20 protein-coding genes are annotated in these 15,928 nt (G+C 63.8%); 6 read left to right on the top strand and 14 right to left on the bottom strand.

Annotated elements, in window-relative coordinates:
- Positions 1-7: 7 nt before the first annotated feature.
- From LQ232_RS03895 to LQ232_RS03885, 3 genes are all read right to left on the bottom strand, one after another.
- On the bottom strand, positions 8-1,492 hold the full coding sequence (locus LQ232_RS03895; protein WP_230179061.1) for a hypothetical protein: 1,485 nt from the start codon (positions 1,490-1,492) through the stop codon (positions 8-10).
- A gap of 1 nt (position 1,493) precedes the next feature.
- Positions 1,494-1,760, bottom strand: a complete 267-nt coding sequence (locus tag LQ232_RS03890; protein WP_230179060.1) for a PAAR domain-containing protein — start codon at positions 1,758-1,760, stop codon at positions 1,494-1,496.
- A 109-nt stretch (positions 1,761-1,869) separates the two neighbouring features.
- Positions 1,870-2,628 carry a M15 family metallopeptidase gene (locus tag LQ232_RS03885; protein ID WP_230179059.1) on the bottom strand — a complete coding sequence of 253 codons (759 nt, stop codon included), beginning with the start codon at positions 2,626-2,628 and terminating at the stop codon, positions 1,870-1,872.
- 111 nt (positions 2,629-2,739) lie between these two features.
- Here LQ232_RS03885 and LQ232_RS03880 point away from each other — a divergent pair, with 111 nt between their 5' ends.
- The 5 genes from LQ232_RS03880 (at position 2,740) to LQ232_RS03860 (ending at position 6,503) form a co-directional block, all read left to right on the top strand.
- Positions 2,740-3,402 carry a hypothetical protein gene (locus tag LQ232_RS03880; RefSeq protein ID WP_230179058.1) on the top strand — a complete coding sequence of 221 codons (663 nt, stop codon included), beginning with the start codon at positions 2,740-2,742 and terminating at the stop codon, positions 3,400-3,402.
- A gap of 114 nt (positions 3,403-3,516) precedes the next feature.
- On the top strand, positions 3,517-4,248 hold the full coding sequence (folE, locus tag LQ232_RS03875) for a GTP cyclohydrolase I (protein WP_371820091.1): 732 nt from the start codon (positions 3,517-3,519) through the stop codon (positions 4,246-4,248).
- A gap of 9 nt (positions 4,249-4,257) precedes the next feature.
- Complete coding sequence (locus tag LQ232_RS03870; RefSeq protein ID WP_230179057.1) at positions 4,258-4,686, top strand: BLUF domain-containing protein; 429 nt, start codon at positions 4,258-4,260, stop codon at positions 4,684-4,686.
- Complete coding sequence (locus LQ232_RS03865) at positions 4,687-5,649, top strand: DUF429 domain-containing protein (protein WP_230179056.1); 963 nt, start codon at positions 4,687-4,689, stop codon at positions 5,647-5,649.
- Positions 5,646-6,503: a D-hexose-6-phosphate mutarotase gene (locus LQ232_RS03860; protein WP_230179055.1), complete on the top strand. Its 858-nt coding sequence runs from the start codon at positions 5,646-5,648 to the stop codon at positions 6,501-6,503. Before LQ232_RS03865 ends, LQ232_RS03860 begins: the two co-directional genes overlap by 4 nt.
- Here the strand turns inward: LQ232_RS03860 and LQ232_RS03855 are convergent.
- The 5 genes from LQ232_RS03855 to LQ232_RS03835 are packed head-to-tail and all read right to left on the bottom strand — an operon-like array spanning position 6,492 to position 10,718.
- Positions 6,492-7,169 (bottom strand): SCO family protein, encoded by a 678-nt coding sequence (locus tag LQ232_RS03855; RefSeq protein ID WP_230179054.1) that lies wholly within the window; start codon positions 7,167-7,169, stop codon positions 6,492-6,494. The two genes, LQ232_RS03860 and LQ232_RS03855, sit on opposite strands and share 12 nt — an antisense overlap.
- A gap of 7 nt (positions 7,170-7,176) precedes the next feature.
- Positions 7,177-8,091: a heme o synthase gene (cyoE, locus tag LQ232_RS03850; RefSeq protein WP_230179053.1), complete on the bottom strand. Its 915-nt coding sequence runs from the start codon at positions 8,089-8,091 to the stop codon at positions 7,177-7,179.
- A gap of 28 nt (positions 8,092-8,119) precedes the next feature.
- Complete coding sequence (locus LQ232_RS03845) at positions 8,120-9,250, bottom strand: heme A synthase (protein WP_230179052.1); 1,131 nt, start codon at positions 9,248-9,250, stop codon at positions 8,120-8,122.
- An 18-nt stretch (positions 9,251-9,268) separates the two neighbouring features.
- Positions 9,269-9,973 (bottom strand): SCO family protein, encoded by a 705-nt coding sequence (locus tag LQ232_RS03840; protein ID WP_371820088.1) that lies wholly within the window; start codon positions 9,971-9,973, stop codon positions 9,269-9,271.
- Positions 9,927-10,718, bottom strand: a complete 792-nt coding sequence (locus LQ232_RS03835; RefSeq protein WP_230179050.1) for an SURF1 family protein — start codon at positions 10,716-10,718, stop codon at positions 9,927-9,929. Before LQ232_RS03835 ends, LQ232_RS03840 begins: the two co-directional genes overlap by 47 nt.
- Positions 10,719-10,760: 42 nt before the next feature.
- On the opposite strand from LQ232_RS03835, the gene LQ232_RS03830 reads away from it, so the two are divergent.
- Positions 10,761-10,976 (top strand): DUF2909 domain-containing protein, encoded by a 216-nt coding sequence (locus LQ232_RS03830; protein WP_230179049.1) that lies wholly within the window; start codon positions 10,761-10,763, stop codon positions 10,974-10,976.
- A 99-nt stretch (positions 10,977-11,075) separates the two neighbouring features.
- On the opposite strand, the gene LQ232_RS03825 is transcribed toward LQ232_RS03830, so the two are convergent.
- Genes LQ232_RS03825 through coxB form a run of 6 tightly spaced genes read right to left on the bottom strand, consistent with a single transcriptional unit; the run spans position 11,076 to position 15,762 of the window.
- Positions 11,076-11,960 carry a cytochrome c oxidase subunit 3 gene (locus LQ232_RS03825; protein ID WP_230179048.1) on the bottom strand — a complete coding sequence of 295 codons (885 nt, stop codon included), beginning with the start codon at positions 11,958-11,960 and terminating at the stop codon, positions 11,076-11,078.
- Between the two features lie 48 nt (positions 11,961-12,008).
- Complete coding sequence (locus LQ232_RS03820; protein ID WP_371820134.1) at positions 12,009-12,185, bottom strand: DUF2970 domain-containing protein; 177 nt, start codon at positions 12,183-12,185, stop codon at positions 12,009-12,011.
- Positions 12,186-12,217: 32 nt separating this feature from the next.
- Complete coding sequence (locus LQ232_RS03815) at positions 12,218-12,823, bottom strand: cytochrome c oxidase assembly protein (protein WP_371820086.1); 606 nt, start codon at positions 12,821-12,823, stop codon at positions 12,218-12,220.
- Between the two features lie 6 nt (positions 12,824-12,829).
- A complete protein-coding gene (locus LQ232_RS03810) occupies positions 12,830-12,964 on the bottom strand; it encodes a cytochrome oxidase small assembly protein (protein ID WP_230179046.1) in 135 nt (44 codons plus the stop codon).
- Positions 12,965-12,976: 12 nt separating this feature from the next.
- Positions 12,977-14,602, bottom strand: a complete 1,626-nt coding sequence (gene ctaD, locus LQ232_RS03805; RefSeq protein WP_230179045.1) for a cytochrome c oxidase subunit I — start codon at positions 14,600-14,602, stop codon at positions 12,977-12,979.
- Between the two features lie 38 nt (positions 14,603-14,640).
- Complete coding sequence (gene coxB, locus LQ232_RS03800; RefSeq protein WP_230179721.1) at positions 14,641-15,762, bottom strand: cytochrome c oxidase subunit II; 1,122 nt, start codon at positions 15,760-15,762, stop codon at positions 14,641-14,643.
- Positions 15,763-15,928 lie beyond the last annotated feature (166 nt).

The following is a 15,928-nucleotide window of genomic DNA, read 5'->3' as shown; positions in this document are numbered from 1 at the left end:
AGATCGATCAGGTCTTGGCTTGGGCCGATGAAGGCGCCCAAGTCCAGGGAGTTAAAGCCAGCGCCACCCGCTCGTGGGAGGCCTGCACCAGCACCGCCAGCGTCACGCCAGGGGCATCGCCTTGTTGCACCATGCCCGTGGCCACGGCGATGGGCACCAAGGCACCGGCCAGTCCTTGGTCTGCGCAAGCCTCGCCAATGCGGGTCACCGACAACATCGGGTCCAGTTGGGGGGCCAAGCCTTGCAAGGATTCGAAGACCTCGGCAGTGCGGCTGGCACGGTGGTCGGCATCGGTCACCACGTGGGCCAGGTCATCAGGCAGGGCCGAACACACGCGCAAGGCCTGCCCCATGGCGTCTTGCAACACACTGGCGCCCACGCGTCCAGCAGCATCGGCCGATTTGTCGCGCCGCAAGCGCACGGGTCGGTACAGGCGCGCAGGCGGCGGGATCTGCTCATCCAGGCCGGGCCAATCGGCCGTGGTCAACAACAAGCCCGCCGCCGCCTCACCGGGGATGCGGGCGGTTTGATGGGCTCCGGTGAAGAGTTCGCCCACCGACTGCCGCCGTTCAATTTCTCGCTCATCGATGGCGCTGTCGGCCACCAGCACCAGGCACCATTGCGGCAGGCCATCGCGCGACCACTGCAGGGTTTGCTGGTCCAGCAAGGCCCACAAGCCATCGGCGTGGTCCAGGGCATGCACATGCAAGGCTGGCGATGCCAATACCTCGCAACGCATGCGCAACCAGGCGGACGCGTGTTCGCGCTCGGCTTCGGTCCAGGAAGACGGCAAGGCCAGGCGCACGGTCAAGCGGGGCAACGACTGGCCATGGCGTGCGCCAGTGGTGGCTGCAGACGCCATACCACTGAGGTGCGCGGGTCGGACCAGGTCCATCGAGGCGGCCGCAGGTGCCTCATCGACAGGCCAGTCGTCCGCGAGCATCAGCACGCGCTCCAGCAATTGATCAGCGGGGGCTTGCAGCAGGCTCAATGCGCGCACCACGCGGTCGCCCACCTCGGGCGGCAGCGCTTGGCGCAGGCCGTCCACATCCAGATCCGGCAGACGCGCCGTGAACACGGGGGCGCCATCCACATCCTGCAACTCAGGGTCCAGGCCAGGGCGAACTTCGCCTGAGCGGACTTGCGAGAGGGCCTGCTCGGGTGTGTCTCCGGCAAACAAGCGCACCGCGGCTTGCACCACGGCCACGTTGAGCCGCCGCTCGTCCACCGGCGCCACGGCCGGCGTGGCTGTGGCAGCCGCGGGCGGTGCCTTGAGCACCACTGGCCTGGCCGCGTTGACCCTCAAGCGGGCCACACCCCACACCGCCACCCACAGCGCTGCCGCCAACACCACGGGCAACACGAACAACTGGCCCACGATCTCCGGGCCCGAGACATCGCGGCCTGCCATCTGCCATTGCCACAGGGAGACCAACCAGACCAGCGCGCCGATTGCCAGGCACAACAGCCCTGCCTTCAACAACTTGCTCATCTCAGATGCCGGTGGATACCGCCTGGGCCGCGATCAGGGTGGCGCCACAGGCGCACTTGTCGCCATGGCGCGCTGCGGGTTGGCCATCGATGATCATGGTGGCGTCGCCCGACACAATCACCGTGGTGCCGTGGCCCCGATGAGGGCAAGTGACCTGGTCACCCACGCGGGCGATGCGCTTGCCGTGGGTGTCGGTCACACCAGAAGCGCCCACCACCGTGCCGCCATGGTCGGTGCTGTCACCCAGAACAATGAAAGGACGCCCCATGTCGTCTGACTCCCTGTGTGTTGTCGTCGTGGCCCGCACTTGCAGCAGGCAGGGGCGCAGTCTAATGGCGGATGTCCATGGTCCTTCCCCCCCGTTGGGGCGGTGCTTGTTACTTTCTGTTTCGGCGCCACTCGACGTGGCCGAAGTCCATCATTCGCCAACGGCCACCCCAGGTCAGGCCCAATTCTTCGGCAACCTGGCCATAGAGCTGGTAGCCGCGCATGGCCCACGGGTCTTTTTCAGAGATCACCAATTTGCCCTCGCGCAGGAATGCGCAATCGGCCGCCAGGCCATGCTGGTGGTAGCTCTGCCAGGCGCCCGCATTGGTGACATGCGCTCCTTGCGCGGCCAGCAGGTTCTGACGCTCGGGGCTGCGGTAGCCTTCCAGCAAGGCCATGTCGTAGCCATGGCGCTCCTTCATGATTTTGAAGGCCATGAGCACACGCTGAACAAAGGCCTCGTCCATCCGATCCCAACGGCGGTCGGCGCTGGACAGCATGGGGCGCACCACCTCGACCTCGGCCGTGGTGAAGGCCTCGGGCGGCAAAGGCGGTGGAGGCACCAATTGCTCGCCTTGAAGAAGGTGGGCCACGTGGTGGTTCCCATCGTCGGCAGTGGTGTCATCAAAGGCATCCAAGGTGCGGCCCCCATGCAAGCCGCCGCCCCACCACCACACGCCTGCAGCCGGCAGAACCAGCAGGGCGCTGCCCAGCAGCACCCACGGCATCACACGAGCAGGGCATTGATGGCGTCTTTTCCAGGACGCGCTAAGCCAGCTCAAGGCTGCTCGTCGCCCCGATGGAAACACCAGGCATGCGAGGCCCAGGCAGCCCAAGACGAAGTACCCAAAAATCCACCCTGCCAGCATATTGTTGTAACGATTGTTTGCAAAAAGACGATTGGCCGCTTCGGTGTGTCGCACGCTTCGTAGAATCCGCGCTTTGGCGACACCACAAAAAATCAACACAGGGAGTTGGCGTTGAGCTACCCATCGGGCGACCATCAAGCCCCCAAACAAGGACAAGGTCAACGACCCAGTCTGGACCGCCCCAGCCTGTTCGCGGGCATGGACGACGAGCCCACCGCCGAGGACCACCAACGCGTGCGGATTCTATCGACGCTTGAGTCAACCCGTCATGCCTCGCGCCCCAGCCGCACCAAAGGCGGAAGGCGCACCAGCAAATCCCACCGCCGCAGTTGGCTGCAAGGCGCGCTGTGGGGCGCGATGGGCGTGGGTGTGCTGGCACTGATGGCCGGCTTCGTCATGGTCATCCAGGACAACAAGCCAGCGATGGCCCAGGTGCTGCCAGCGCCTGCCGCACCACCTCACGCGCTCACTGCCGCCAGCCTTGAGGCCAACGGTCCCGCAGCCGCAGGCCCGGCCGTGATCGAGACCACGCATGCCGACGCGCCATTGGCGGCACCAGACATGGACGCCACAGCATCAGCCACGCCCGCTCCGGCCACCGCCAAGCCATCCGTGGCCATCGCGGCGGTCAGCAGCAGCACCGTCATCCAGCCCAAACCTGGCAAAGGCGCCACCACCGCCAAAAGCCAAGATGAAGATGTGGCCTTGCTGGAAGCCATGTTCGCGCACACGGGCCGCAAAGCCCAGCCCAAGCCAGCCGCGCCCAAAAACTGAGGCATTCCCCCCGCAAAGCCGGGGCTGCCAGGCATTGAATGCGCACAAGGCCGTGGGGCTTGATAGCATCGGCCATCTGCAGACTGCTTGCTTTGCCAGCCTTGAAAGCGCGCCATGACCATGTCCAACCTCCGCGCCATCGACGCGGCCCCCGATGAAGACGAAGGCACGCCCGTGTCCGTCAAGATCCGGGAACGCCTCAAACAAGCGCAACAGCGCTTCCACGCCAACGACAACATCGCCGAGTTCATTGAGCCCGGCGAGCTTGAAAAGTTGCTGGACGAGGTGCAGGAGAAGATGGCTGGCGTGCTGTCCAGCCTGGTGATCGACACCGACAGCGACCACAACACGCAGGACACCGCACGCCGCGTGGCCAAGATGTACCTGCACGAGATCTTCAAGGGCCGCTACCATGCCTCGCCTGCCGTGACGGAATTTCCCAATGCGGAACGCCTGAACGAGTTGATGATCGTTGGCCCCATCACCGTGCGCAGCGCCTGCTCGCACCACTTGTGTCCCATCATGGGCAAGGTCTGGATCGGCGTGATGCCCAACGAGCACTCCAACCTGATTGGCCTGTCCAAATACGCACGCCTGATCGACTGGATCATGAGCCGCCCGCAGATCCAGGAAGAGGCCGTCACGCAGGTGGCCGACCTGCTGCAGTCGCGCATGCAACCCGATGGCCTGGCCGTGGTGATGGAGGCCGACCACTTCTGCATGCAGTGGCGCGGCGTCAAGGACATGGACTCGAAGATGATCAACAGCGTGATGCGGGGCTCCTTCCTGAAGGACCCCAACCTGCGCCGCGAATTCCTCGCCCTGGTCAACCAGAAGAAAGGCTGAGGTCACACCATGCTTGTTCGACTGCTCTATGCCAGCCGGGCCGCCAAGCCCCTGTCCCCCGACACCATCGAGACCATCCTGTCCGCCTCGCGCAAGAACAACCTGGCGTTGGGCGTGACCGGCCTGCTCTGCCACAGCGGCGAAATCTTCATGCAACTGCTGGAAGGTGGCCGCGATGCCGTCAACCAGCTGTACACCAAGATTGCCAATGACCCGCGCCACGGCAACGTCATCCTGCTCGACTACGAAGAGATTGACGAACGCCGCTTCGCCAGTTGGACCATGGGCCAGGTCAACCTGAGCAAGGTCAACCCCTCGATCCTGCTGAAGTACTCGGAGCGGCCGGTGCTCGATCCTTACGCCGTGCCCGGCAAGGTCTCCCTGGCGCTGCTGGATGAGTTGATCGTCACCGCGTCCATCGGTTGCAAAAACAGCTGAATGGCGGACCACGACGGCGCGTCCGGCGCCCTGCCCGGCACCTTGCTGGGCCTGGATTTTTCGTGCGCGCCCTCGTCCCGCAAGCCCTTGACCCTGGCCTGGGGACGGCGCTCGGGTTCGGTCGTCAAGCTTGACCGCCTGGACGAGATCACCACCCTGTCCGGGCTGGCGCAAGCACTGGCGGATGCCCACGACGTGCTGGCCGCTTGCGATTTTCCCTTCGGCCTGCCGCGGCCCTTCGTGCAGGCCTTGTGTGATCACCCGCCCGCTGATTTCCCGGCCGATCACCTGGAGCGTCTGAAACAGGCGATCACGCAAAGGCCGGGCCCTGCACCCACCGCTGCACAGTCGTTGATCCAGGCCTTGCATGCCCATTGCCAGGACCGCGCCGGCTTTCAGCGCCTGGTCGATGGCTGGGGCCAGACCTGGGATCTGCAACGCGGCGAGGGCACCAAGCTGCTGCACCGCCCCACGGACACCGCCATGCCGGGCATCAGCAGCACCAGCCCTTTGCAGACGCGCTACGTGCCCGTGGGCAAGATGTACTTCGAAGGGCTGATCAGGTTGGTGCAAGCCGACTTCAGCCTGCCGGGCTTGCGCCAAGGCCGCCCCGATGCCCTGGCTTTCGAGGGCTACCCTGGCTTCCTGTCTGGCGAAGTGCTGGGCCGGCGCAGCTACAAAAGCGATGCCACCTCACCGCCCGAGCAACAGCAGGCCCGGCTCATCGCGCGCATGGACCTGGTCGATGCGCTGGAGCAAGGCCGCACCCGCTTGAACCTGCGTTTGAAGCTCACCCCGGGCCAGCGCGACTTCATCGTGTCGGACGCCAAAGGTGACCGCCTGGACGCCGCCCTGTGTCTGGTGCAAGCGGCCTGGGCCCACCGCGAAGGCGAACATCCCACCCACTCATGGGGCCTGCCCAAAGCCGTCGACCCCATCGAAGGATGGATACTCACAGCATGACCGAGACCACCACTTTCCACGACCACCACGGCCAGCCGGCCATCCAGATCCAATCGCCCGATGGCGCCCAAGCCACGGTGCTGCTGCATGGCGCCCATGTGGTGTCCTGGGTGCCCGCAGGCGGCACCGAGCAGCTTTACCTGTCGCCCCAAGCCGACTACAGCGCGGGCAAAGCCATCCGCGGTGGCATCCCGGTGATCTTTCCGCAGTTCGAGCAAAAAGGCCCGGACCGCAGCCTGCCCCGCCATGGCTTCGTGCGCAACCGCGCCTGGCAGCTTGAAAGCCAGCGCCAAGGCACCGGGCACGCCCAAGCCACCTTGCAACTGTCGGACAGTGATGAAACCCGGGCGCTTTGGCCGCATGGTTTCGAGCTGGAGTTGACTGTGTCGGTCAGCGGCGCTCAATTGGAGCTGGAGCTGTACGTGCGCAACAGCGGCAGCACGGTCTGGCCTTTTTCAGCGGCCTTGCACACCTACCTGGCCGTGTCCGAGCTGAACCGGGTGCGCCTGCATGGACTGGAAGGCCACTCATACATCGACAACCTGCTGAACAGCGAAGCGCTGGAAGATCACCCCGAGAAAAGCTTCTCGGGCGAGTTCGACCGCATCTACGAAAAGGCCAGCAGCCTGCTGCTCACCGAAGGCAAGCGCCGCGTGCAGATCCAGTCGGACAACCTTCCCGATGCCGTGGTGTGGAACCCAGGGCCGGACAAGTGCGCCGCCTTGAGCGACATGCCCGCGGATGGCTGGCAGCACATGCTGTGCGTGGAGGCCGCCCGCATCCTGCAGCCCAAGACGCTGTCGCCGGGCGAGGAATGGACCGGCCGCCAGTGCCTGACGTTCTCAGTTGCCTGAACCTGAGGCCAGCAACTGCTTGATGTCCGAGGTCAGGGCATCAATGCCCAAGCCGTAGCGCACGAACAGCCGCACATTCCCGCTGGGGTCGAACACGAAGCCGCCCGCGGTGTGGTCCATGGTGTAGCCCTTGCCATCCTGCGTGGGCACCTTCTGGTAGAACACCTTGAACTCGCGCGATGCCGCGTTGACCTCGTCCAGTGAGCCGCGCAAGCCGATGAAGCTGGGGTCCATGCCAGTCAGGTAAGCCTTGAGCACTTCGGCCGTGTCGCGTTCTGGATCGATGGTGATGAACACGCCCTGCACGCGGTCGCCGTCCTTGCCGAGCCGCCGCTTGACCTCGGCCAGTTCGGCCATGGTCGTGGGGCACACCTCGGGGCATTGCGTGAAGCCAAAGAACACGAACACCACCTTGCCCTTGAAATCGGCCAGGCTGCGCTTCTTGCCATCGAAATCGGTCAACGACAACTGTTTGGCGTAATCGGCACCCGTGATGTCCACGGACTTGAACGCGCCCGATGGAGCCGGTGCGGTGGCCACTGGTCCACTGGCGCCAGCAGTCGCGCCAGTGCTGTCGGCACGCCGATCACAGCCCGCCAGAAACACCGAAGCGCCACCCACGGTCAAAGCACAGGCCAGGGCCAAAGAAGACTTGATGTTGCGCATGGGTGTCTCAGATCGGCACGTAGTGGTCCACCAGCAAAGCCGCGAACAGCAGCATCAGGTAGATGATGGAAAACTTGAAGGTCTGGCGCGCCAGCTCGTCGCTGTAATGGCGCCAGAGGCGGAAGGCATAGGCCACGAACCACAGGCCCAGCACCAGGGCGGACACCAGGTAGATCCAGCCGCTCATCTGGTACACGAAGGGCAGCAAGGTGCCCGCCAGCAGCACGAAGGTGTAGAGCAGCACGTGCAAGCGCGTGAACTCATTGCCGTGCGTGACCGGCAACATGGGCAGGCCAGCGCGGGCGTAATCCTCGACCCGGTACAGGGCCAGCGCCCAGAAGTGCGGCGGCGTCCACAAGAAGATGATCAGGCAGAGCATCCAGGCTTCAGGGTCGACCGAACCCCGCATGGCCGCCCAGCCCAGCACTGGCGGCATGGCGCCCGACGCGCCCCCGATGACGATGTTCTGCGGCGTCAAAGGCTTGAGCACCACGGTGTAGATGATCGCGTAGCCCACGAAGGTGGCCAGGGTCAGCCACATCGTCAAGGCATTGACCCACACGATCAGGATGACCATGCCAAGGATGCACAGGCCCGCACTGAACAACAGGGTTTGCGTCTTGGTGAGCTCGCCGCGCGCCGTGGGGCGCCAGGCCGTGCGCTTCATGCGTGAATCGATCTGCTGCTCGATCAGGCAATTGAAGGCCGCCGCCGCCCCGGCCACCAGCCAGATGCCGATGCACGCCGCCAGGGCCGTCAAGGCTTCCGCCTGAGTGGGCATGCCAGGCACCGCGAGCAACATGCCGATCACCGCGCAAAAGACGATCAATTGCACCACGCGCGGCTTGGTCAGCACGTAGAACTGCTTGAAGCGCGAGGGCAAGCTCATCGCGGCGGGGCTGGAGGCAACGGATTCAGTCATGTGGGGGTTCGCAGGGTCAGGCCCGATTTTAAGAGGTGCGCGTGGAAATCGGGACCCCGCGCGGTTGTACCAGCAAACGCACCAACCACCACACCAGCAGGGCCGCGCCCAAGGTGTGGCCCAGGGCCGCCGCCAGCGGCCAGCCCAGCACCACATTGCTCAGGCCCGTGGCCAACTGCCAGGCCGCCAGGGCCCACAAGCCGATGGCTTCGCGGCGCCACCGGCGGGCACGCCACAAGCCCCAGGCCAAAGCCACCATGGCGCCCAACACCAGCACGGCGGCCAGACGGTGGACCATGTGGATGGCGGTCAAGCCCGCCAGTGTGATCTGCGCTCCCAGGCCATCGCCGCCCAAGGGCCGCAGCAGGCGGAAACCAGTTTCAAAATCCATGGTGGGCCACCATTGCCCCTGGCACAGCGGCACCTCGCTGCAGGCCAGCACCGCCGAATTGGTGCTGACCCAACCGCCCAAGGCCATCTGCATCACCGCCAGCGCCAGCACCACCAAGGCCCCAAGCCGCAGCGGCGACTGGCGCCAGGCCTGGGTGGTCGATTCGTCCGCCTTGTCCAAGGCCCGTGCTTGTGCGGTCAACAAGCCCACGCCCAGCAAACCACCCAGCAAATGCCCGGTGACCACCAGCGGATACAGCTTCAAGGTGACGGTGAATGCGCCAAACGCCCCCTGTGCGCACACCCACACGAAAGTCAGCGTGGGCCACCAGGGCGACAGGCTGCCGGCCTTGCGGCGCCCCCACCAGGCGGCCACCATCAAGCCCGTGATCAAAGCGCCCACGCCGGACGCCAGGTAACGGTGGATCATCTCTATCCAGGCCTTGCCATGCGTGACCGGGCCGCTGGGCAGGGCCGCTTGCGCCTGCTCGATCAGGGACCGCGCACCCACTGGGCTGTTGTGCCCATAGCAACCAGGCCAATCCGGACAACCCAGGCCTGAATCCGTCAGGCGCGTGAAGGCGCCAAACACCACCAGGTCCAGGGTGAGGAACAAGGTCGCCAAAGTCAAGGCGCGTTGCCAGGCCGGCCAGCCTTGAAGCCCTTCACGGCGCCCTTTCACCACCACCCAGATCAGGGGCAGCACCGCCAGCAAGGCACCCACCAGGGCCACTTCCAGTGCGGGATTCCAATCGATCCAACCACCCATGCCGCGCTCCAGCCCGCCTCAGCGGCCAGCCTCGTCCCAGGAGTCGTTGGCTTTCATCAGGCGGCTGAGATCCCGCTTGACCTTGCTCATGTCGGGCTGCGCCGGGAAGCGCATCATCCACGCGCCCTTGGGGTCCACCAGGTAAAAGTGCGCGCTCAGGGGCTGGCCTGCTTCCGGGGTGAACCACTTGGCCAGATCGCTTTCGGGCGTGCGCAGCACGGTCGTGCCTTCCAGGCCGGGCTTGATGGCATCACGCACCGGGGCATCGTCCGTGATGAGCCAGACGCGGTCCACGCGGTCCTTGTCCTTGCCCAGCGTTTCACGCACCTGGCGCTGGTAATACAAATGCTGTTCGCACGCGGCATCACAAGCACCGCCCGCGACAGTCACCAGCAGCCACTGGCCCTTCAGTGAAGACGCCGCCACGGGCTGGTTCTGCAGGTCCTTGAGCGGCAGCGATGCATCTGCGGGCATGTCGCGCATGGGCAGGATCAAGGTGCCGTAGTTGGCACGGCCCTCTGGACGGACCACGTAATAGGTCAGGTAAGAGGCCACCACCGGTGTGGCGCAGATGGCCCACACCAGCAACATCTTGAGCCGGCCCAGGCGTGTGCGCTGCCCCAGGTCGGCTTGCGGCGCCGAGGGCAGGCTGTGAACGCTCATTTGCACCAGCGGATCACCGCGTTCGGCGGCGGAGGGGGCTGAGGAGTTGGAACCAGACATACAGTCCTGTGATCAAGGCGGCCAGGGCGAACCACTGGACCGCATAAGCATGGTGTTTGCCGACATCGGAGGCCAGGGCTGGCCAATCGCGCCGCAAAAGAAAGCCCGATGCTTCGGAGACGACTTGGCCAGACAAGGACGTCTCGGGCTGCAACTGAAGCACCACGGGGGGTGCCACCGCCCGGCCCATCACGGCCGGCAAGGTGGCGAAGTCGATATTCTGGACGATGGCGGGGCCCGACGACGCCGGCAGGGCCAAATCAGCGCCGAGGCTGTAGGCGCGGGACAGGTCGGGTACCAAGCGACCCAGCAGTTGCACGGGCCCGGCGGGGGTCGAGAACGGTGGGATCTGGGCGCGGTTCTGGGCATTGCGTGGCACCCAGCCGCGTTGGACCAGGAGCACCTGGGCCGCACACGGTCCGGGACGTTTGACTTGCAGGGCGGTGACAACGTAAAAGCCCGCCCGGCCATCCATGGCTCGGTTGTCCAGCAACCAGGTGTGCTGCGGTAGCCACTGGCCTTGCAACACCACGCGCCGGTTCATGATGAGCCCCGCATCGGCCTGCACGCCGCACGGCAAGGCCGTGACGCCCAGCGCGGGCAAGGCGTCCCGCTCGCCCACCGCCGCTTGCCGAGCGAGTTTTTCATCGGCACGGTGCAATTGCCAGCGCCCCAGGGACAAGGTCAGGGCAACCGCCAGCACGGCCGCCACCAGCACCAAAACCTGGCGCGAGCGCGGGGTCATTGGGCGCCCATCCGCGCGGCCCTGCCGACATAATGTCTCACCATGAAAATCATCATCACCTTCGCATTGCTGGCCATCATCGCCGCGCTTGCCATGGCAGGCCGGGCTTTGCTCAAGGACGGCCGAGACGGCGCCCCCAAAAGCAACCGCATGCTGCACGCCCTGGCTTTGCGTGTGGCCCTGTCCGTGGCATTGTTCCTGTTCATCTTGTTCAGCTACAAGATGGGCTGGATTCACCCTACCGGCATCCCGCTTTGAGCCGCTGAACACCGCCCCTCACGTCAAAAGAGCGCCACCCGGGCGCTCTTTGCTTTTGGGGAAAGACCCGTGCCCCGTGCCGGGCCGGGTCCAACCGGCTTACATCCAGTAAACGACGATGTACAAACCCAACCAGACCACGTCGACAAAGTGCCAGTACCAGGCCGCGCCTTCAAAACCAAAATGGCGTTGCGCAGTGAAGTGGCCCTTGTGCAAACGCAGGGTGATGAACAGCAACATCAAGGTGCCGACGAACACGTGGAAGCCGTGGAAGCCGGTCAGCATGAAGAAGGTCGAGCCATAGATGCCCGAGGACAGCTTCAGGTTGTAGTGCACATACGCTTCATAGTACTCGTAAGCTTGCAAGCTCAGGAACAAGGAGCCCAGCAACACCGTGAGCCACATGAAGGCAATGGTCTTGCCCCGATGATCTTCACGCAAAGCATGGTGGGCGATGGTCAGCGTGACACCCGACGTGAGCAGCAACGCCGTGTTGATCGTGGGGATCGGCCAGGGGCCCATGGTGCGGAAGGCTTCCACGGTGCCAGCGGGCGAGGCGGTGGCACCCGCGACCATGCTGGGCCAAAGCGCCTTGAAATCGGGCCACAACAAGGCGTTCTCGATGTTGCCCAAGGCCGGCAAGGCGTATTGGCGCGCCCAGAACAAAGCCCCGAAGAACGACGCAAAGAACATCACTTCCGAGAAGATGAACCAGGCCATGCTCCAGCGGAACGAGACATCGATGCGGTCGCTGTACATGCCGCTTTCGCTTTCATGGATGGCATCGCCAAACCAGCGCTTGAGCGTGAACAGCCACCAAGCCATGCCCAAGGCCACCGAGTAAGGCCCCCACTCGACACCATTGACCCATTGCCCTGCGCCGAGCACGACAAAGAACAGCCCGATGGCCGCCATCACAGGGTGGCTCGACGGGCCTGGCACGAAGTAGTAGGGAGCTTGCCCTTTGGGAACCGCTGCCGACATGTTGTTCTCCTGGATACCGTTACTTGAAAAAATTGAAGACAGAAACCATCAATGCGCCACGCCACTCGCCACGACCCAGCGCACAAGCAGAACCAGCACCGTCACAAACACCGCCCCACCCAGCAACCCGGCCACGATCAGGTGGGCAGGCTTGATCCGGGCAATGTCCTCCGCCTGACCTGAGGCCTTGCGGATGCCCAAAAAAGACCACGCCACGGCTTTCACCGTTTGAGTGAATGAGCCTTTGGGTTGCTCGCTCACACGCCCCCCTTCGGCGCCGCGGGCACCTTGCCGCCCACCTCGAAGAAAGTGTAGGACAAGGTGATCGTGGCGACGTCCTTGGGCAATTGAGGATCGATCACGAACACCACCGGCCAGCGTTTGGTCTCGCCCGGCTTGAGGATGTACTCGTTGAAGCAAAAGCACTGCAATTTGTTGAAATGAGCGGTCGCCTGCTTGGGTGCGTAACTGGGGATGGCCTGCGCAGCCATGGTCCGGTTCTGCGTGTTGCGGAACTCGTACATCACGGTGGTCAACTGCCCCGGGTGCACCTGCAGCGACCGCACTTCGGGCTTGAACTCCCACACCCCGCGGGCGTTGGCATCGAACTCGACCGAAATGGTGCGGCTCAGGTCGACCTGGGTGTTGGGCCGGCTTTTGGCTGAAGCCCCAGGGATCACCTGCTCGGTCAGGGACAACACATTGATGCCCAAAGCTTTGCAGATCGACTTGTACATGGGCACCATGGCGTAGCCAAAGGCGAACATGAGGCAGGTCACCACCACCAGCTTGCCCACCATGCCCAGATTGGCTTGGCGCAGATGCAGCATCCGGGCAGACAGGGTGGCGGGCGTGGGGCTCATGGTGCGTCAGTGCTTGAGCAAGACCAAGCGCGTGATGAAGCCCACGAAAAAGACCAGGGCCACCGAGCCCAGGATCAAGCCCAGGCGCAGGTTGCGCGAACGCAATGCCTTCTTGTGGCTGTCAGAAGTGGGCTGGGCCATCTTGAGTCCTGCTCAGCCAATCACGCGGGTGGCCGAGGCGTCCAGCTTGGGCGGATTCTCGAAGGTGTGGAACGGCGCTGGCGAAGGGATCTCCCATTCCAGGCCTTCGGCACCATCCCACGGACGGGCCGGGGCCGGCACGCCCTTGCCACGCATGGCCGGGATCATCACGCCGAAGATGAAATACACCTGTGCCAGGCCGAAGGCAAACGAGCCGATGGACGCCAGCTCATTGAAGTCGGCGAACTGCATGGGATAGTCGGCATAACGACGCGGCATGCCAGCCAACCCCAGGAAGTGCATCGGGAAGAAGGTAACGTTGAAGGCGATCAGCGACCACCAGAAGTGCAACTGGCCTTTCCAGTCAGGGATCATCACGCCAGTCCACTTGGGCGCCCAATAATAGAAGCCGGCAAACAACGCGAACAGCGAGCCGGCCACCAGCACATAGTGAAAGTGGGCGACCACGTAATAGGTGTCTTGCAACTGCGTGTCGATCGGGGCCATCGACAGGATCAGGCCGGTGAAGCCGCCCATCGTGAACACGAAGATGAAGCCCACGGCCCACACCATGGGCGCTTCAAAGGTCATGGAGCCACGCCACATGGTGGCCACCCAGTTGAAGATCTTCACGCCCGTGGGCACCGAGATCAGCATGGTGGCGTACATGAAGAACAACTGGCCAGTGACGGGCATGCCAGTGGCAAACATGTGGTGAGCCCACACGATGAAGCTCAGGATGGCGATGGAGGCCGTGGCATACACCATGGACTCGTAACCGAACAGGCGCTTGCGGGCGAAGGCCGGGATGATCTGGCTGACGATGCCGAAGGCCGGCAAGATCATGATGTAGACCTCGGGGTGGCCGAAGAACCAGAAGATGTGCTGGTACATCACCGGATCGCCGCCGCCAGCGGGGTTGAAGAAGCTGGTGCCGAAGTGGCGGTCGGTCAGCGTCATGGTGATGGCGCCGGCCAGCACGGGCATCACGGCGATCAGCAGGTAGGCGGTGATCAGCCAGGTCCACGAGAACATCGGCATCTTCATCAAGGTCATGCCGGGCGCGCGCATGTTCAGGATGGTCACGATGATGTTGATCGAGCCCATGACCGAACTGGCGCCCATGATGTGCATGGCGAAAATGCCGGCGTCCATCGATGGGCCCATTTGCAGGGTCAGCGGCGCGTACAGCGTCCAGCCGGCGGCAGGCGCGCCACCGGGCATGAAGAAGGAGCCGACCAGCAGCAGCGAGGCGGGAATCAGCAGCCAGAAGCTGAAGTTGTTCATCCGCGCAAAGGCCATGTCGGACGCGCCGATCTGCAGCGGGATCATCCAGTTGGCCATGCCCACGAAGGCCGGCATGATGGCGCCGAACACCATGATGATGCCGTGCATGGTGGTGAACTGGTTGAACAGCTCGGGGTTGAACAGCTGCAGGCCAGGCTTGAACAGCTCGGCGCGGATGCACAGGGCCAGCACGCCGCCGATCATCAGCATGGTCAGCGAGAACAGCAAATACAGCGTCCCGATGTCCTTGTGGTTGGTGGCGAACACCCAACGGCGCCAGCCGTGCGGGTGGTCGTGTGCGTGATCGTCGTGCCCGTGGGCGTGACCGCCGTGATCAATGACTGCGCTCATGTCGAATCCTTTACGTATCTTGTCAGGTCAGCGCCGCGTCACTGACGGGCAGTGCGCACTTCGGCAGGCTGCACGACCTGCCCGGTCTTGTTGGACCAATGATTCTTGGTGTAGGTGATGACGGCCGCGATTTCCGTGTCCGACAGTTGCTTCCAAGCCGGCATCAGGCCATTGTTCTGGCCGTGCAGCAACACCTGGATCTGAACGTTCTTATCGTCGCTGAGCACCTTGGGCGATCCATCGAGCGGCTTGATGGCACCGCCGCCCTTGCCGTTGGGCTGGTGACAGGCAGCGCAATTGGACGTGTAGACCTTCTCGCCACGGGCGATGAGGTCTTCTGGCGTCCAGACCTTGTTGGGATCGTCGGCCTTGGATTGCATTTCCTTGAGCTGCCCCTGCACCCAGGTGCTGTAGTCGGCTTCGGAGACGACCTTCACGTGGATGGGCATGTAGGCGTGTTCCTTGCCGCACAACTCGACGCACTGGCCGTAGTAGTCGCCGATCTTTTCAGCACGGAACCAGGTGTCGCGCACGAAGCCGGGGATGGCATCCTGCTTGATGCCGAAGGCCGGCACCATGAAGGAGTGGATCACGTCGTTGGCGGTGGTGATGATGCGCACCTTTTTGTTGACCGGCACCACCAGGGCGTGGTCGACCTTCAGGAGGTAATCATCACCCTGGGGGGTGCCTGCGTCGGACAAGGCGCGCTGCGAGGCATCCAGCGTGGACAGGAAACCGATGCCTTCGCCTTCGCCCTTGATGTAGTCGTAGCCCCACTTCCACTGGTAGCCGGTGGCCTTGATGGTCAGGTCGGCGTTGGTGGTGTCTTTCTGGGCCACCACCACCTTGGTGGCGGGCAGGGCCATGCCCACGACGATGATGAAGGGGATCACCGTCCAGATGATTTCAACCGTGGTGGACTCGTGAAAATCGGCGGACTTGGCGCCCTTGGACTTGCGGTGCTTGAAGATGGAATAGAACATCACCCCGAACACACCGACGAAGATGAGGCTGCAGATCCACAGCAGGAGGTAATGCAGGTTCTGCTGCTCGAGCGCGATCTTGGTGACCGCGGGATGCATGTCCAGCTGATTCACCGCCGGGCCACCCGGCAGGCTGTTCACAGCCCATGCCGAGGAACTGGCCGCCAAAGACGACAACGCCGCGGTGACGCTGAACGCACAACCGACCGCCCGTCCTGCGGACCACCGACTCACCTGATGCCCAAGATCCTTGATCATTTCTTCGCTCGTCTATGGTTGAACTTGTTGTTTGAGAGGTCTGTTTGCGAGAGGTCTGCCAGGCGCAAGAACGCGACACGAGGGT

Source organism: Aquabacterium sp. CECT 9606 (genome assembly GCF_918741295.1).
Lineage (GTDB): Bacteria > Pseudomonadota > Gammaproteobacteria > Burkholderiales > Burkholderiaceae_C > Aquabacterium.
The sequence above is the reverse complement of the archived record's forward strand: the minus strand, read 5'-3'. Positions and strand labels throughout refer to the sequence as shown.

What these genes read in the sequence shown, in the direction of transcription:
- LQ232_RS03895 (WP_230179061.1), bottom strand. Translation starts at nt 1,492, where the DNA reads ATGAGCAAGTTGTTGAAGGCAGGGCTGTTGTGCCTGGCAATCGGCGCG.
- LQ232_RS03890 (WP_230179060.1), bottom strand. Translation starts at nt 1,760, where the DNA reads ATGGGGCGTCCTTTCATTGTTCTGGGTGACAGCACCGACCATGGCGGC.
- LQ232_RS03885 (WP_230179059.1), bottom strand. Translation starts at nt 2,628, where the DNA reads ATGCTGGCAGGGTGGATTTTTGGGTACTTCGTCTTGGGCTGCCTGGGC.
- folE (WP_371820091.1), top strand. Translation starts at nt 3,517, where the DNA reads ATGACCATGTCCAACCTCCGCGCCATCGACGCGGCCCCCGATGAAGAC.
- LQ232_RS03870 (WP_230179057.1), top strand. Translation starts at nt 4,258, where the DNA reads ATGCTTGTTCGACTGCTCTATGCCAGCCGGGCCGCCAAGCCCCTGTCC.
- LQ232_RS03865 (WP_230179056.1), top strand. Translation starts at nt 4,687, where the DNA reads ATGGCGGACCACGACGGCGCGTCCGGCGCCCTGCCCGGCACCTTGCTG.
- LQ232_RS03860 (WP_230179055.1), top strand. Translation starts at nt 5,646, where the DNA reads ATGACCGAGACCACCACTTTCCACGACCACCACGGCCAGCCGGCCATC.
- LQ232_RS03855 (WP_230179054.1), bottom strand. Translation starts at nt 7,169, where the DNA reads ATGCGCAACATCAAGTCTTCTTTGGCCCTGGCCTGTGCTTTGACCGTG.
- cyoE (WP_230179053.1), bottom strand. Translation starts at nt 8,091, where the DNA reads ATGACTGAATCCGTTGCCTCCAGCCCCGCCGCGATGAGCTTGCCCTCG.
- LQ232_RS03845 (WP_230179052.1), bottom strand. Translation starts at nt 9,250, where the DNA reads ATGGGTGGTTGGATCGATTGGAATCCCGCACTGGAAGTGGCCCTGGTG.
- LQ232_RS03840 (WP_371820088.1), bottom strand. Translation starts at nt 9,973, where the DNA reads ATGTCTGGTTCCAACTCCTCAGCCCCCTCCGCCGCCGAACGCGGTGAT.
- LQ232_RS03835 (WP_230179050.1), bottom strand. Translation starts at nt 10,718, where the DNA reads ATGACCCCGCGCTCGCGCCAGGTTTTGGTGCTGGTGGCGGCCGTGCTG.
- LQ232_RS03830 (WP_230179049.1), top strand. Translation starts at nt 10,761, where the DNA reads ATGAAAATCATCATCACCTTCGCATTGCTGGCCATCATCGCCGCGCTT.
- LQ232_RS03825 (WP_230179048.1), bottom strand. Translation starts at nt 11,960, where the DNA reads ATGTCGGCAGCGGTTCCCAAAGGGCAAGCTCCCTACTACTTCGTGCCA.
- LQ232_RS03815 (WP_371820086.1), bottom strand. Translation starts at nt 12,823, where the DNA reads ATGAGCCCCACGCCCGCCACCCTGTCTGCCCGGATGCTGCATCTGCGC.
- LQ232_RS03810 (WP_230179046.1), bottom strand. Translation starts at nt 12,964, where the DNA reads ATGGCCCAGCCCACTTCTGACAGCCACAAGAAGGCATTGCGTTCGCGC.
- ctaD (WP_230179045.1), bottom strand. Translation starts at nt 14,602, where the DNA reads ATGAGCGCAGTCATTGATCACGGCGGTCACGCCCACGGGCACGACGAT.